We start from the raw sequence: 15,103 nt of genomic DNA on the forward strand, positions 1-15,103 counted from the left end.
GACTTAGTGGAAAAATTGCAATTGCAAAAGCGTATTTTTCAATGCAACACACTCTTGCTCATCAAGTTTTTCCAGCGCCTTTTGCACTTCCTGGCGCATCACGCTCAGCAAGGCTTTGCGCCCGGATATGCGCCATTGCTGGCAAAGAGAGTCTACACTCAGGCATTGCTGCACGCGCCCGCGTAGCGCATTGAGCGGCAAATCACTGGCGAGCAACAGGCGGTTCAGGGAACCTAAACAGGATTCCAGCGGGCGGTGCCCGAAAGCAAAACCCGCTAACTCCAGCCAGTCATCACGGTTTAGCGCCGCCTCTTCACGAGGAATAACCGGCAGCGGCTGGTCAATCCACGGTTGCAACCAGCGAATGTCCCGCGCTAAACGCTGCTGTTCATGGCGAGTCAGCGCCTCTCCTTGCTCAGTCAGTGGCAGTAACGCCATAGCGGTATAGCAACCGCTGCTGGCTTCGCGATGGCTGCCTACACGCGCCAGAACGAACCCGCAGCTTTCCCAGAAACGCCATAGCTCATCAGTAAAACCAAAGCTGACTGAAAGATAGTCCGCCGCATTTTGTGCGTAATTTTTCGCACCAGCAATCATCTGCTGGCCGATTTGCTGACGCTGGCGCAGCGGATGCACCGCGATACGGCTGACCCGCAACCCTTTAAGCGTTGCCGCCCTCGGGCTACCACCATGTGCCGCCAGCGACTGGGCGACTAAATTCCCGCGTGGCCGCCGAAAACCTGCCCACACCGCGCGGCTCAGGTTGTCAGTCAGCCCGCCCTCTTCCACAAGCCAGGTCGCGCCAATAATTTCCTCGCTGCAGGTCGCGGCAATAAAATGCTGACCTGGCGCATCCAGCATGCGACGCCAGTCCAGCGGTGTGGTGCGGTAATGGGCACCGGACAGCAGACGGTACATCTGTTGCAGTTGCTGCGACGGCTGTAACGCGCTGTTGCGTTCAATGACCTGCAAAGAGACAGCACCGTGTGGCGCTGCCGTTATGTCGATTTCATCAAACAACAAAACAGCGTCGATCAGCTTTTCCAGCGGGTCGTTGCTAGCCCAACGAATCGGAGTTGAAAGGGTGTAACGCGTCAGTGCGTCGAGACTTGCGCAGAATTTAAGTACAAACCCACGCCCTGTCCCTTCGTAACCCTGCACCGTTGTGGTCAGTAAAGCCCGAGGAAAATGGGAAATTAGCTGGCGTAGCTGGGGAGCCGGAAGTGCTGCGGCTTCATCAATGATGAGCCAGTCGGCCTGAAATGCATCGGGGTTGGCAAGCAGTGCGTCAGGTGCGACAAAGTTAAAGCCATCGCCCGCATGCTCAGCGAGCACATCCGTCGCCGCTTTTCCCGGCGCGGTGACCAACCCAGCCCCCGGAATTTTGCGCAGTAGCATGCCCGCCAGCGCTGATTTACCACGCCCGCGGGGAGCAGTAACCACCGCAACGCCCGCAGGCATATTTAGCAGTTCGTCCAGAATCGCGGCTTGTTCATCGAAAGGCGCACCACTAGCAGCATGCCATTGTGGGCGCAAAGAGAAATCAGGAATGTGTAGCGGCTGATGTTGCTGCCAGAGCACACACTCGTTATCGGCATTGATGCAGTGCTGTAGATGAGCAATAAAATGGGGTGTGGGAATGGCTTCGGCTTGTTCACTCCAGCGGTTTGAGTCGCAATCAGGCTGCATAGGCCAGGCGTGCCAGTCGGGGGCCAGCAGCACTAACCAGCTTCCCGCTTTGAGCGTGCCCGCAAGAGCCGCGAGAGCTTCGGCATCGAGCCCATTCCTGGCATCAAAAACAGCGTGTAGAAACTCACGGCCCAGCAAGGTGCGCATGGCTGTGGTTGCACAGTGCAGCGGCAATTCAGGAGCGGCACCCACCCACAACCAATCACCGGGTAATTGCCTGGCCAGAGAGTGCACTTGCTGGCTGCTCCATGCACTTTCACCTGCAAGAATAATCATGCGACGAATGCCAGCATCATTCATGCTGGCGGTTGCTTGCCTGAGCTGTTCCATGCCTTGCATCCTTGTCACATCTCGTTATTTAACGGCATTACCAAAAGTGTTGCACTGCGCCGGGTCACCGCTGTCGAAACCACGCTTGAACCACGTATAACGTTGTTCCGAAGTACCATGAGTGAAGCTGTCAGGAACGACGCGCCCTTGCCCTTGTTGTTGCAGGCGGTCATCACCAATCGCTTCCGCGGCATTCAACGCTTCCTGTAAATCACCGGCATCCAGCACTTCTTGTTTCTGCATGCTGTTGCCCCAGACACCCGCGAAACAGTCTGCCTGCAATTCCATTTTTACAGAAAGACGATTGCCTTCCGCCTGGCTTGCGCCCTGCTGGAGTTGACGAACTTTCGGTTCAATCCCTAATAATTTTTGGACGTGGTGGCCAACCTCATGGGCAATGACATAGCCCTGCGCGAAATCGCCATCTGCACCCAGTTTACTTTTCATTTCATCGTAGAACGAGAGATCGATATATACCGTGCTGTCTGCCGGGCAGTAAAACGGCCCCATAACGGACTGGCCTGTACCACAGCCGGTGCGGGTTGCGCCACGGTACATCACCAGTTTAGGTTGCTGATAAGTCCGGCCCATCTTCTGGAAAATCTCGCCCCAGGTATCTTCCGTGGTTGCCAGAATGACCGAGGTGAACTTAGCCGCTTCATCATCATTAGGGCTGATAGATCGCTGTGAGGATTGCTGTTGCGGGACAGGCTGCCCACCTAACATTGAGGTGAGATCGACGCCGTAGTAACTCGCCACCACGACAACAATTAATATGATGATACCGCCTTTACCGCCAGGTAAGCGGAACCCGCCGCCTCCGCCGCCAAAGCTCGGTCCGGAAGCGTTATTTCTTCTGTCATCAACATTGTCGCTTTCACGACGACCTTGCCAACGCATAGGTGACTCCATTGTTCACAACTTGTAATCAATAGATCGTAGGCGGATAACTCGACAATTACCATAAGAAACAAGATGTGAAAAAGCCGAATGTGAGAACACATTCGGCTTTTAAAATAATTACGCAGGAAACTTAATCGATTTTTACACCAATACGGCGAGCCACTTCTTCATAAGCTTCAATCAGGCCACCCAGGCTCTGGCGGAAACGGTCTTTGTCCATTTTATCGAGGGTTTCTTTGTCCCACAGGCGGCTACCGTCAGGGGAAAACTCATCACCCAGTACGACCTCACCGTTGAATAGACCAAACTCGAGTTTGAAATCGACAAGGATCAGACCCGCATCGTCAAACAGTTTGCTCAGCACGTCGTTGGCTTTGTAGCTCAGCTCACGCATACGCGCCAGATTCTCTTTGTTCACCCAGCCGAAGGTTTCACAATAAGATTCGTTGACCATCGGGTCATGCATCTCATCGTTTTTCAAGAACAGGTCAAACAGCGGTGGATTGAGTTCAATACCTTCGTCAATGCCCAGACGCTTGACCAGAGAACCCGCTGCACGGTTGCGGATAACACACTCAACCGGCACCATATCGAGCTTCTTCACCAGCACTTCGTTGTCGGAGAGCAATGCTTCCATTTGCGTAGGAATGCCCTCTTCTTCCAGTTTAGCCATAATGAAATGGTTGAACTTGTTGTTCACCATGCCTTTACGGTCGAACTGTTCGATGCGTGCACCATCTCCTGCTGACGTATCATTGCGGAACTCGAGCACCAACAGGTCCGGATTCTCCGTGCTGTATACGGTCTTCGCTTTGCCACGATACAACTCAGCTTGCTTTTGCATCTTTCTTACTCCAGGTGTGATTTAACTAAAAATTCCGCTATCCGTGGCTACGCACACGTTTGCGTAGCCTATCAGAAAAAAGGCCAGAGAGCTCTGGCCTTTAAATGTTACTTGCTGAAAGCTGCCTGGAATGCGGCTACCAGAGCATCGTTCTGAGACTGCGTCAGCGTGTGACCTTTCGGATCGATGAACTGCAGACTGCTGCGGTTATCGAGGTCGCCTACTTGCAGTTTATAGTCGCCACTGGACAGACCTGGGTCTTTCGCCCCTAAATCTTGCCAGCCGCTATCAGACAATGGTTTGTAAGTTACAGCCATGCTGCCCGTTGAACGCGTAGAGTCAGTGACTTTCATTCCCACTTTCTCAAGTGTTGCCGGTAAACGACCCCACACTACGTTGTACGGACCGCGCACCACCAGCATTGGCAGGCCTGTGTCATCAGCAGCACTCTGAACATCAAGTTGCGTTGATACACGGCTGTCTTTCGCGTTCTGCTGGTCGGTCTGTGTTTTATCCAGGCCGGCGCTGATGCTGTTGAGCATTTCTGAGCTGTAACGCTGCATCGACGCTGCGTCAGAAACCGGCTTGCCAGCCTGTTCCAGGTTCAGAAGTTTAACCACCACGGCTTGTTGATAGCCCTGAGGTTTCACGCTGATTTGATAGCGCCCACGATATTGCTGATCTTCATCAGCACGGCTCCATTGTACCCAGTCAGTGGTCAGGGTTTGGCTCGTGTCATCACGTTTATCAATGCCGTAGTTTTTCGCCTGAAGGACGCTGACAACTTGTGGCCACAGCGTTGCGCTACGCGCATTTTCAACCATCAGTGTTGCGGTGTCGCCAGTAAACTGAGTACGAGCACCACTGACCAATGCCAGAGGTTGAGCTGGCGGACGAATATCCAGCTGTTTGCCTACTGCGCCGCTGCCGTTGGTGACCGGAATATTATATTCACCATTCTGCACCGGCAGGATCATCCCAGCCGGGGAGTGGATTTCCGCGAGGGGTGCTGCATCCAGGTAGGATTCGTCACCGCTGACCTGGCGCTTATAACGCTGGTCAGTGCTGCATGCTGCTAACAGCATAGCTAACGAAACCACTGCAACTTTCGCCACCATCGACTTCTGTACTGAGTAAGCCATCAAATCTCCCTAAACTTTACAGCAAACCAGCATGCTTAAGCGCACTAATAATCACCGGGCGACTGGCTTCAGTCAGCGGTGTCATTGGCAGGCGTAAGGTATCGGTTGCCACAAGTCCCAACTCCCTACAAGCCCATTTGACCGGGATAGGGTTGGGTTCTACAAATAATTTATTATGCAGCGGCATCAAACGTTCGTTGATAACGCGCGCTTGCGCATAGTGCCCATTGGCAGCCAGTTTACACACTTCTGCCATTTCACGCGCGGCTACGTTTGCCGTCACAGAAATCACACCGTGGCCACCCAATTGCATGAAGTCCAGCGCACTGGCGTCATCGCCGCTAACCAGGATGAAGTCATCTTCAACCAGCTCTTTGATCTGGTTTACTCGTGTTAAGTTCCCGGTTGCTTCTTTGATACCAATAATATTTTTTATCTTCGCCAGGCGACCGACTGTTTCAGGCAGCATGTCGCAACCAGTACGAGATGGCACATTATACAGCATCTGCGGCAGGTCGGTGCTTCCAGCGATAGCTTTGAAGTGCTGATACAGCCCTTCCTGGGTTGGACGGTTGTAATATGGCGTAACCGTCAGGCAGCCCACAATTCCGCTGTTTTCGAAACGCTTTGTCAGCGAGATAGCTTCAGAGGTGGCATTCGCGCCAGTCCCTGCGATAACCGGAATACGGCCGTCAGCCAGTTCCAGGGTCATCAGTACCACATCACCGTGCTCGTCGTGACTCAACGTAGCAGACTCTCCGGTGGTCCCAACCGAGACAATCGCCGACGTTCCGCTGGCGACATGGTAATCAATCAGTTTTTTCAGGCTTGACCGGCAGACATTACCTTTCTCATCCATCGGCGTCACAAGCGCGACAATACTTCCAGTGAACATTGGCCATCCTCTGTGCTAACAAGTGTCTCAATGGTACGTTTGGTGCATGATCAAAAGCAAGTCACCAGGTGACGCTACACGGTTGTACGCAAGTTTTTTTTATGCTTTCCTTATGATATCTCACCGATTCACAGGAAGAATACGTTTGACTCCCTCACCACACCATTATTTGGTCATTACGGCCCTGGGGGCGGATCGCCCTGGTATTGTTAATACCATCACCCGCCATGTGAGCAGTTGCGGCTGTAATATTGAAGACAGTCGCCTGGCTATGCTCGGTGAAGAGTTCACGTTTATTATGCTGCTGTCGGGCAGTTGGAATGCCATTACCCTGATTGAATCGACGCTCCCACTGAAGGGCGCCGAACTGGATTTGCTTATTGTGATGAAGCGCACAGCTGCGCAAGAACGACCGGCAATGCCAGCGACTGTCTGGGTTCAGGTCGAAGTGACGGACTCGCCGCATTTAATCGAGCGCTTCACAAATTTGTTTGATGTGCATCGAATGAATATCGCCGAGCTCAGTTCGCGCACGCAACCGGCGCAGGATGGTAAACCACCCCAGCTCTATATTCAGATGACAGCTCATAGTCCTGGCTCACAGGATGCGAGTGTAATTGAAGATGCGTTCAAGGCCCTCTGTACAGAACTCAAAGCACAGGGCAGTATTAACGTTGTGAATTATCCACAGCAAGATGATTAAGACGGAGAGTTGTAATGAGCCCACTGAAAGCCGGTGATAGCGCACCGAAATTTAGCTTGCCTGATCAAGACGGCGAGCAAATAAATTTAACCGACTTCCAGGGACAGCGCGTTCTGGTTTATTTCTATCCTAAAGCGATGACGCCAGGCTGCACCGTGCAAGCATGTGGCTTGCGCGACAACATGGATGCGTTGAAAAAAAGCGGTGTGGAAGTGCTGGGTATTAGCACCGACAAACCAGAGAAACTTTCACGTTTTGCTGAAAAAGAGTTACTGAACTTCACCCTGCTTTCTGATGAAGACCATCAGGTCTGCGAGCAATTTGGGGTGTGGGGCGAGAAATCTTTTATGGGCAAAACCTACGATGGCATCCACCGTATTAGCTTCCTGCTGGATGGTGAAGGGAAAGTTGAAAAAGTGTTTGATGATTTCAAAACCAGCAACCATCACGATATCGTGGTGAACTGGCTGAAAGAAAACGCTTAATTGCTGCACGTAAATATTAAAAAAGCCGACTTTACGTCGGCTTTTTACTGTCTCTAACTTGATGGTTCGTCTGTCAGTAATGTGTCCGGCCAGGCATGCACCACTGCTTTAATCAGCGTGGCGAGTGGAATGGCGAAGAATACCCCCCAGAACCCCCACAGACCGCCAAAAATCACTACCGATAAGATAATGACTAACGGATGCAGGTTGACCGCTTCGGAGAATAAAACCGGTACCAGTAAGTTGCCATCCAGTGCCTGAATGATTAAGTACACGGCAAACAGCGTCCAGAATTCTGTGCCCAGACCAAACTGGAACAACGCCACGCAGACAACCGGAATGGTCACCACGAATGCGCCGATGTAAGGGATCAATACCGAGAACCCCACCAGCACCGCCAACAACAGCGAATAATTCAGCCCGAAAACCACAAAGCCGATGTACGTCACCACGCCCACGACCAGCATTTCCAATACTTTGCCACGGATATAGTTAGTAATTTGCTGGTTCATTTCCAACCATACTTGCCCCGCAAGCCCACGATTTCGTGGTAACACACGGCGCACAGCATTCAGCATCTGCTCTTTATCTTTGACCAGGAAGAACACCATCAGCGGCACTAACACCAGGTAAATCGCCAGCGTTAACAGGCCCACTAATGATGCGAGAGAATACTTCACGACCTGATCACCCATGCCCATCATGCGCCCACGCATATTCTCGGCCATGGCATCAATAATGCCTGCATCAACCAACGCCGGATAACGCTTCGGCAGCGTGGCGGCAAAATCAGAAAGTTTATTGAGCATTCCCGGCATGTCGCGTATCAGATAGATACCTTGCTGCCAGGCGACGGGAGCAACCACCAGCACCATCAACAGCAAAATGCCGACGAATAGCACCAGAACAATCGTGGTCGCCCAGGTTCGGGAGCACCCTACACGCTGGAGCCGCGCTGTCGGCCACTCAAGCAGATAAGCCAGCACAATCGCCACTAACAGCGGCGCTAACAGTCCATGGAAGAAGAACAGAATACCAAACCCGGCAACCAGAATAACCAATAGCGCGATAGCTTCCGGGTCGCTAAACCGTCGTCGATACCACTGCAACAACATTTCAAGCATACATCCCTTCCCTGACAGCATTGTGCGAGGAGAGATTGTATCTAAATGTCACAGTAAAGACTTCGCTTTTTATCTCCGTTCCATGGCAGTTTAAATTTGTCGCAGATAAGATAGGTCTCAGTCATGCGGTGGGCTACAGTTCATTTTTGCATGCGAACAAAATCGCGTAATACATGTCGAAGATTAACTTTGATTAAACAGGACAGGACGTATGTTCAAGCAGTTGAAAAAATCGCTGGTTGCAACACTGATGGTAGCTTTGCTTGCGGGTCCGGCAACTTCAGCCTTTGCGGATGTTACCGATCAACTGCCAGATATGGGAACCTCCGCAGGAAGCACGCTGTCAATCGGCCAGGAAATGCAGATGGGCGATTATTATGTTCGCCAACTGCGCGGCAGCGCCCCATTAATCAACGACCCTTTACTGGTTCAATATATCAACAAACTGGGGATGCGCCTGGTTAGCCATGCCGACTCCGTTAAGACACCCTTTCATTTCTTTCTGATCAACAACGACGAAATCAACGCCTTTGCCTTCTTTGGCGGCAATGTGGTGCTCCATTCCGCGTTATTCCGTTACGCCGATAACGAAAGTCAGCTGGCATCAGTTATGGCGCACGAAATTTCACACGTCACGCAGCGCCACCTGGCGCGAGCGATGGAAGATCAGAAAAAGAACGCGCCGCTGACATGGGTAGGTGCGTTAGGCTCAATTTTACTGGCGATGGCCAGCCCACAAGCGGGTATGGCAGCGTTAAGTGGAACGCTCGCCGGGACGCAACAAGGGATGATCAGCTTCACTCAGCAAAACGAGCAGGAAGCAGATCGCATCGGCATTCAAGTGTTGCAGCGCTCGGGTTTTGACCCGCAGGCGATGCCAACTTTCCTTGAGAAATTGCTCGATCAATCACGCTATTCATCTCGTCCACCAGAAATTTTGCTGACTCACCCGTTACCAGAAAGCCGTCTGTCCGATTCCCGTAACCGAGCGAACCAAATGCGCCCGGTGGTTGTGCAATCTTCCGAAGATTTTTACATGGCAAAAGCACGTACGCTTGGCATGTACAATTCTGGTCGAAATCAGTTAACCAGTGATCTGCTGGATGGCTGGTCGAAAGGGAATATCCGCGAGCAGCACGCTGCCATTTATGGCCGTGCGCTACAGGCAATGGGCGCTGATAAATGGGATGAGGCGAATAAACTGTTGCAACCTCTGCTGGCCGCTCAGCCAGGCAACGCGTGGTATCTCGACTTAGCCACCGATATCGATCTGGGCCTGAAGAAACCTGCGCAGGCTATCAACCGCCTGAAGAGCGCACCGGATCTGAAACAAAACCCGGTGCTGCAACTTAACCTTGCCAACGCTTACGTTCAGTCGGGCCAGCCAAACCAGGCGGCTGAGATCCTGAACCGCTATACGTTTGCACACCCGGATGACAGTAATGCCTGGGATTTGCTGGCACAGACTCAAGCAGATTTAGGCCATCGCGATCAGGAACTGGCCGCGCGTGCCGAAGTCATGGCACTTGTCGGGCGACTCGATCAGGCTATCTCGCTGCTCAGTAGCGCCAGTTCACAAGTGAAATTAGGCAGCTTGCAGCAGGCGCGTTATGACGCGAGAATCGATCAGTTCCGCGAATTGCAAAAACGCTTCCTACAGTATTCGAAGATGTAACAGGAGTTACGATGTCCACAGCCGTTTCGATTTACCACAACCCACGCTGCTCCAAGAGCCGTGAAACGTTAAGCCTGCTGAAAGCGAATGGTGTTGAACCTGAAGTGGTGTTGTATCTGGAAACCCCGCCAGACGCCGCAACGCTCAAATCGTTATTGAGCCAGTTAGGTTTTGCGAGTGCTCGCGAGCTGATGCGCCGGAAAGAGGATTTGTACAAAGAGTTGAATCTGGCTGACGATGCATTAAGCGAAGAGCAATTGATTCAGGCGATGATCGACAACCCAAAACTGATTGAACGCCCGATTGTGTTGGCGAACGGGCAAGCGCGTATTGGCCGCCCGCCGGAGTCAGTGCTGGAAATTTTATAGTTTAGTTTGGTGCGTTTGGCCCTCACCCTAACCCTCTCCCCCAGGAGAGGGAATAAAGCATTTCCCCTTCTCCCTCTTAGGAGAAGGTTGGGATGAGGGTGGTTTTACAGCCCCAAAATCTCTTTCACAAACGGGATCGTCAACTTTCGTTGTGCCGTGATAGACGCATGATCAAGCTGATCAAGTGTCATAAACAACGTACGCATTTCCCTGTCTAAACGTTTTAACAGGAAACGCCCCACGTCCTCGGGCAATTCAAAACCACGCAGTCGGGATCGCAATTGCAGCGCCTGGAGTTTGTCGTCATCCGAAAGCGGTTGCAGCTTATAGATTTGGCCCCAATCAAGGCGTGATGCGAGATCGGGTAACTTCAGATTGAGCTGGCGCGGTGGGCGGTCGCCGGTAATCAATAAGCGCGTTTTTCCTGATTCAAGAATGCGGTTATAGAGATTAAAAATCGCCATTTCCCACAGTTCATCTCCCGCAACACACTCAATATTATCGATACAGACCAGCGTCAGCTGTTCCATACCGTCGAGCACTTCCGGGACAAACCAGGTGCGTTTATCAAGCGGCACATAACCTACAGCTTCGCCACGTTGCGACAGTTCCGCACAGGCAGCATGCAGCAAATGGCTGCGCCCTCCTCCCTCTCGTGACCAAAAGTAGATGTATCCGCTGTGATCCTGACGGAGCACGGACTGGAGAGCCGCGAGTAAAGAAGGGTTATCACCCGGCCAGAAACTCGCAAAAGTTTCGTCATCAGGCAAATAGAGTGGCAGTGATAGCTGTGCCGGCGTATTCAGAATTACCTCAACCATAACAGGCAGAAAAACGCAGAGAGTTTAACACATAATTGGAGGGTAGTAGAACCGGACGAACGCGCCGCCCGGTTCGAGTCAAAACTACGGTTTTACGTCGTTTTCTTCAGCATCCAGCACTACTTCTTCCGGGCGCAGCACACTGATAAGTTTGAAGATAAGGCTCAGAGCCACACCAACAATAGTCGCCAGCGCCATACCTTTAAGTTCAGCCGCGCCAATGTGCACTTTTGCGCCACTCACGCCGATGATCAAGATAACGGAGGTCAGGATCAGGTTTTGCGTTTTGTTGTAATCGACTTTTGATTCGATCAATACGCGAATACCGGATGCGCCAATCACGCCGTACAGCAGCAAGGAAACGCCACCGATAACCGGTACCGGGATAATCTGGATAGCCGCCGCCAGTTTGCCAACACAGGAAAGCAGAATCGCCAGAATCGCCGCTCCACCAATAACCCAGGTAGAGTAAACACGGGTTATTGCCATTACGCCGATATTCTCGCCGTAAGTGGTATTTGGCGTTGAACCGAAGAAACCGGAGAAAATCGTCGAAATGCCGTTGGCGAACATCGAACGATGCAGGCCCGGGTCGCGAATCAAATCTTTCTTAACGATGTTTGCCGTTACCACCAGGTGGCCCACGTGTTCTGCAATGACGACCAGCGCCGCAGGCAAAATCGTGAAGATGGCAAACCATTCAAAACGCGGGGTGTAGAAGGTTGGCAGTGCGAACCAGTGCGCTTCAACAATCGGTGTCACATTCACCACACCCATCGCAAAGGAGAGTGCATAACCCGCCAGCACGCCGATAAGAATCGGGATAATCGCCAGGAACCCGCGGAACAGAACGGAACCAAAGATGGTTACCCCAAGCGTCACCAGGGAAATAATAATGGTGGTGGAATCCGGTGAAGTGCCTTCAGCAGGCAGAAGACCGGCCATATTCGCAGCCACGCCCGCCAGTTCAAGGCCGATAACCGCAACAATCGCGCCCATCGCCGCCGGAGGGAACATCACGTCCAGCCAGCCGGTACCGGCCTTTTTGACAATCAGCGCCACGATGCAGAACAACACACCGCACATAATAAACCCGCCCAGCGCCACTTCATAACCCAGCGGCAGAAGCAGCAGCACAGGTGAAATAAACGCGAAGCTCGAACCGAGATAAGCCGGGATTTTACCTTTACAGATAAAGAGATACAGCAGTGTCCCAATCCCGTTAAACAGCAGCACCGTCGCCGGGTTGATGTGGAACAGGATTGGCACCAGAACGGTGGCACCAAACATCGCGAACAGATGTTGCAAACTTAACGGTATCGTTTGCAGCAGGGGTGGTCTTTCGCTCACTCCAATGGCGCGGCGTGTCATGTTGTTTACCTCTGAGTATGGTGTTGTTGTGTTTTAGTCAAAAAAAAGCCGACTTTCGAAGTCGGCTATTTTTAATGCCCAATAGATTTCGGATTGCAGGAAGGCGGCAACTGCGCAAATCCCTGGGAGCGTAGATTTGCTACGTGACCAGGGTGAGCAAAGGCAGCCAACGCATCTGCAATTCGAAAGATGAAGGGCATTACTTGGTACCAAATATCTTATCGCCAGCATCGCCGAGGCCCGGAATAATGTATCCGTGCTCGTTCAGGCCCTGATCGATAGAAGCGGTAAACAGCTCTACGTCCGGGTGCGCTTTTTCCAGCGCGGCGATACCTTCAGGTGCTGCGACCAGAACCAACACTTTGATGCTGGTGCAACCGGCATTTTTCAGCAGGTCGATGGTCGCAATCATAGAACCGCCGGTTGCCAGCATAGGGTCAACCACCAGCGCCATACGTTCTTCAATGTTAGAAACCAGTTTCTGGAAGTAAGGTACGGGTTCCAGAGTTTCTTCATTACGGTAGATACCGACAACGCTGATACGCGCGCTTGGAACGTTTTCCAACACGCCTTCCATCATGCCCAGACCGGCACGCAGAATTGGCACAACGGTAATCTTCTTACCTTTAATCTGATCAATTTCTACCGGGCCGTTCCAGCCTTCGATAGTCACTTTTTCAGTTTCGAGATCTGCCGTGGCTTCGTAAGTCAGCAAGCTGCCAACTTCTGAGGCGAGTTCACGAAAGCGTTTGGTGCTGATGTCGTTCTCACGCATCAGGCCTAGCTTGTGTTTGACGAGTGGGTGTTTGACTTCCACGATCTTCATACTCTTTCTCCCAGAGATAGTTGGCCAGCACAAAAAAAATCGCCGGATTATACCGCTTTTTTAACACCGCGCCACCGCTTCGAGATCAACCAGGGTGAAATGAGTATATATCAACAATAATTGCATCCCGCTAAATAAGAGGCTCGCAAACGTTTGCCTCCACTGTTAGAATTGCGGCGTTTTTTATTTCTAACCCATCCGCGGGGACTAAGCAGTGACCGACAAAACTTCTCTCAGCTATAAAGATGCCGGTGTTGATATTGATGCTGGTAACGCTCTGGTCGATAAAATCAAAGGCGTAGTGAAAAAAACCCGCCGCCCGGAAGTCATGGGTGGACTGGGCGGTTTCGGTGCGCTGTGCGCGTTGCCTCAGAAGTATCGTGAGCCTGTGCTGGTTTCTGGCACTGACGGTGTGGGTACTAAGTTACGTCTGGCCATGGATTTAAAACGTCACGACACAATCGGTATTGACCTTGTAGCCATGTGTGTCAACGACCTGATTGTTCAGGGTGCTGAGCCACTGTTTTTCCTTGATTATTACGCCACTGGCAAACTTGAAGTCGACACCGCAGCAAGCGTTATCACCGGTATCGCTGAAGGTTGCCTGCAATCTGGCTGCGCACTAGTCGGCGGCGAAACCGCTGAAATGCCAGGTATGTACCACGGCGAAGATTACGACGTTGCCGGTTTCTGTGTGGGTGTGGTCGAGAAGTCTGAAATCATCGACGGCTCTAAAGTCACCGACGGTGATGTGCTGATTGCCCTGGCATCAAGTGGACCGCACTCCAACGGTTACTCTCTGGTGCGTAAAGTACTGGAAGTGAGCGCGACAGACCCGCTGACCACTGAGCTTGAAGGCAAGCCGCTGGCCGATCATTTACTGGAGCCGACACGCATTTATGTGAAGCCGATTCTGGAATTGATTGAGCAAGTCGATGTTCACGCGATTGCGCACCTGACCGGTGGCGGTTTCTGGGAAAATATCCCACGCGTTCTGCCAGACAACACGCAAGCAATCATTGACGAGTCTTCATGGCAGTGGCCTGCGGTATTCGGCTGGCTGCAACAAGCCGGGAATATCAGCCGTCATGAAATGTACCGCACCTTCAACTGTGGTGTCGGCATGCTGATCGCCCTGCCTGCGGCTGAAGTCGATAAAGCGCTTGAGTTCTTGAATGCAAAAGGTGAAAACGCCTGGAAAATCGGTAGTATTAAAGCTTCTGATTCCTCTGAGCGCGTGGTTATTGAGTAATGAAGCGGATCGTAGTGCTAATTTCCGGCAACGGAAGCAATCTTCAGGCAATTATTGATGCCTGTAAGCAGAAAAAGATTAATGGCACTGTGGCGGCTGTATTTAGCAATAAAACCGATGCCTTTGGCCTGGAACGTGCGCGTGAAGCGCAAATTCCTGCTCACGCGTTAACGGCAAGCCAGTTTGCCGATCGTGCTGCGTTCGATCGTGAGTTAATGCTTGAGATCGACGCCTACGCCCCTGATCTGGTGGTGCTGGCCGGTTACATGCGCATTCTCAGTCCGGAATTTGTCGGCCATTACGCTGGCCGCCTGATTAACATCCACCCTTCTCTATTGCCAAAATATCCTGGCCTCAATACGCATAGCCAGGTATTGGAAAACGGCGATGAAGTGCACGGCACATCCGTGCATTTTGTCACCGAAGAGCTCGACGGTGGGCCGGTGATTCTGCAGGCCGAAGTCCCGGTTTTTACCGGTGACGACGAAGACGACATTACTGCCCGAGTGCAGAATCAGGAGCACGCTATCTATCCGTTAGTCGTTTCCTGGTTTATCGAAGGGCGGCTGGAAATGCGCGAAAATTGCGCCTGGCTTGATGGCGGTAAATTACCGCCACAAGGTCATGCAGCAGAAGAATAATATTAAGGGGCTACGGTCCCTTTTTTAATACCTG

At 52.0% G+C, this 15,103-nt stretch carries 15 protein-coding genes; 6 read left to right on the forward strand and 9 right to left on the reverse strand.

Annotated elements, in window-relative coordinates:
• Positions 1 to 3 precede the first annotated feature (3 nt).
• From M975_RS13560 to dapA, 5 genes are all read right to left on the reverse strand, one after another.
• The gene (locus M975_RS13560) at positions 4 to 2,028 is read right to left on the reverse strand and encodes a tRNA(Met) cytidine acetyltransferase TmcA (RefSeq protein WP_064560230.1); all 2,025 of its coding nucleotides are present in this window, start codon (positions 2,026 to 2,028) and stop codon (positions 4 to 6) included.
• 15 nt (positions 2,029 to 2,043) lie between these two features.
• Positions 2,044 to 2,919 carry a KPN_02809 family neutral zinc metallopeptidase gene (gene ypfJ, locus M975_RS13565; RefSeq protein ID WP_064560232.1) on the reverse strand — a complete coding sequence of 292 codons (876 nt, stop codon included), beginning with the start codon at positions 2,917 to 2,919 and terminating at the stop codon, positions 2,044 to 2,046.
• Between the two features lie 133 nt (positions 2,920 to 3,052).
• Positions 3,053 to 3,766 (reverse strand): phosphoribosylaminoimidazolesuccinocarboxamide synthase, encoded by a 714-nt coding sequence (purC, locus tag M975_RS13570; protein WP_064560234.1) that lies wholly within the window; start codon positions 3,764 to 3,766, stop codon positions 3,053 to 3,055.
• 107 nt (positions 3,767 to 3,873) lie between these two features.
• Positions 3,874 to 4,908: an outer membrane protein assembly factor BamC gene (bamC, locus tag M975_RS13575; RefSeq protein WP_064560236.1), complete on the reverse strand. Its 1,035-nt coding sequence runs from the start codon at positions 4,906 to 4,908 to the stop codon at positions 3,874 to 3,876.
• Positions 4,909 to 4,924: 16 nt separating this feature from the next.
• The gene (gene dapA, locus M975_RS13580; protein ID WP_064560238.1) at positions 4,925 to 5,803 is read right to left on the reverse strand and encodes a 4-hydroxy-tetrahydrodipicolinate synthase; all 879 of its coding nucleotides are present in this window, start codon (positions 5,801 to 5,803) and stop codon (positions 4,925 to 4,927) included.
• A gap of 145 nt (positions 5,804 to 5,948) precedes the next feature.
• Between dapA and M975_RS13585 the strand changes: the two genes are divergently transcribed.
• Entirely contained in the window at positions 5,949 to 6,506 is a 558-nt protein-coding gene (locus tag M975_RS13585; protein ID WP_209438133.1) for a glycine cleavage system transcriptional repressor, read from the forward strand.
• A 14-nt stretch (positions 6,507 to 6,520) separates the two neighbouring features.
• A complete protein-coding gene (gene bcp / locus M975_RS13590) occupies positions 6,521 to 6,991 on the forward strand; it encodes a thioredoxin-dependent thiol peroxidase (protein WP_064512983.1) in 471 nt (156 codons plus the stop codon).
• Between the two features lie 53 nt (positions 6,992 to 7,044).
• Here bcp and M975_RS13595 read toward each other — a convergent pair whose 3' ends face one another.
• Entirely contained in the window at positions 7,045 to 8,115 is a 1,071-nt protein-coding gene (locus tag M975_RS13595; RefSeq protein ID WP_064560240.1) for an AI-2E family transporter, read from the reverse strand.
• 211 nt (positions 8,116 to 8,326) lie between these two features.
• On the opposite strand from M975_RS13595, the gene bepA reads away from it, so the two are divergent.
• A complete protein-coding gene (bepA, locus tag M975_RS13600) occupies positions 8,327 to 9,790 on the forward strand; it encodes a beta-barrel assembly-enhancing protease (protein WP_064560242.1) in 1,464 nt (487 codons plus the stop codon).
• An 11-nt stretch (positions 9,791 to 9,801) separates the two neighbouring features.
• Positions 9,802 to 10,158, forward strand: coding sequence for an arsenate reductase (glutaredoxin) (arsC, locus tag M975_RS13605; protein ID WP_064560244.1), 357 nt, complete (start codon positions 9,802 to 9,804; stop codon positions 10,156 to 10,158).
• Between the two features lie 104 nt (positions 10,159 to 10,262).
• Here the strand turns inward: arsC and M975_RS13610 are convergent, their stop codons facing one another.
• The 3 genes from M975_RS13610 to upp all read right to left on the reverse strand — a co-directional run bounded on the left by M975_RS13610 (position 10,263) and on the right by upp (position 13,176).
• Entirely contained in the window at positions 10,263 to 10,964 is a 702-nt protein-coding gene (locus M975_RS13610; RefSeq protein WP_245164438.1) for a DnaA inactivator Hda, read from the reverse strand.
• Positions 10,965 to 11,063: 99 nt separating this feature from the next.
• A complete protein-coding gene (gene uraA / locus M975_RS13615) occupies positions 11,064 to 12,350 on the reverse strand; it encodes a uracil permease (RefSeq protein ID WP_064560248.1) in 1,287 nt (428 codons plus the stop codon).
• 199 nt (positions 12,351 to 12,549) lie between these two features.
• Positions 12,550 to 13,176 carry a uracil phosphoribosyltransferase gene (upp, locus tag M975_RS13620; protein ID WP_034459132.1) on the reverse strand — a complete coding sequence of 209 codons (627 nt, stop codon included), beginning with the start codon at positions 13,174 to 13,176 and terminating at the stop codon, positions 12,550 to 12,552.
• Between the two features lie 214 nt (positions 13,177 to 13,390).
• Here upp and purM point away from each other — a divergent pair, with 214 nt between their 5' ends.
• On the forward strand, positions 13,391 to 14,428 hold the full coding sequence (gene purM, locus M975_RS13625) for a phosphoribosylformylglycinamidine cyclo-ligase (RefSeq protein WP_064560250.1): 1,038 nt from the start codon (positions 13,391 to 13,393) through the stop codon (positions 14,426 to 14,428).
• Positions 14,428 to 15,069, forward strand: coding sequence for a phosphoribosylglycinamide formyltransferase (purN, locus tag M975_RS13630; RefSeq protein ID WP_064560252.1), 642 nt, complete (start codon positions 14,428 to 14,430; stop codon positions 15,067 to 15,069). Before purM ends, purN begins: the two co-directional genes overlap by 1 nt.
• The last annotated feature ends 34 nt before the right edge of the window (positions 15,070 to 15,103 follow it).

The organism is Buttiauxella brennerae ATCC 51605 (assembly GCF_001654925.1).
GTDB lineage: Bacteria > Pseudomonadota > Gammaproteobacteria > Enterobacterales > Enterobacteriaceae > Buttiauxella > Buttiauxella brennerae.

Excerpts from the sequence above, each read along its gene's own strand:
- purC (WP_064560234.1), bottom strand. The coding sequence starts at position 3,766 with ATGCAAAAGCAAGCTGAGTTGTATCGTGGCAAAGCGAAGACCGTATAC.
- M975_RS13560 (WP_064560230.1), bottom strand. The coding sequence starts at position 2,028 with ATGCAAGGCATGGAACAGCTCAGGCAAGCAACCGCCAGCATGAATGAT.
- bcp (WP_064512983.1), top strand. The coding sequence starts at position 6,521 with ATGAGCCCACTGAAAGCCGGTGATAGCGCACCGAAATTTAGCTTGCCT.
- bepA (WP_064560242.1), top strand. The coding sequence starts at position 8,327 with ATGTTCAAGCAGTTGAAAAAATCGCTGGTTGCAACACTGATGGTAGCT.
- ypfJ (WP_064560232.1), bottom strand. The coding sequence starts at position 2,919 with ATGCGTTGGCAAGGTCGTCGTGAAAGCGACAATGTTGATGACAGAAGA.
- arsC (WP_064560244.1), top strand. The coding sequence starts at position 9,802 with ATGTCCACAGCCGTTTCGATTTACCACAACCCACGCTGCTCCAAGAGC.
- bamC (WP_064560236.1), bottom strand. The coding sequence starts at position 4,908 with ATGGCTTACTCAGTACAGAAGTCGATGGTGGCGAAAGTTGCAGTGGTT.
- M975_RS13595 (WP_064560240.1), bottom strand. The coding sequence starts at position 8,115 with ATGCTTGAAATGTTGTTGCAGTGGTATCGACGACGGTTTAGCGACCCG.
- uraA (WP_064560248.1), bottom strand. The coding sequence starts at position 12,350 with ATGACACGCCGCGCCATTGGAGTGAGCGAAAGACCACCCCTGCTGCAA.
- upp (WP_034459132.1), bottom strand. The coding sequence starts at position 13,176 with ATGAAGATCGTGGAAGTCAAACACCCACTCGTCAAACACAAGCTAGGC.
- dapA (WP_064560238.1), bottom strand. The coding sequence starts at position 5,803 with ATGTTCACTGGAAGTATTGTCGCGCTTGTGACGCCGATGGATGAGAAA.
- purN (WP_064560252.1), top strand. The coding sequence starts at position 14,428 with ATGAAGCGGATCGTAGTGCTAATTTCCGGCAACGGAAGCAATCTTCAG.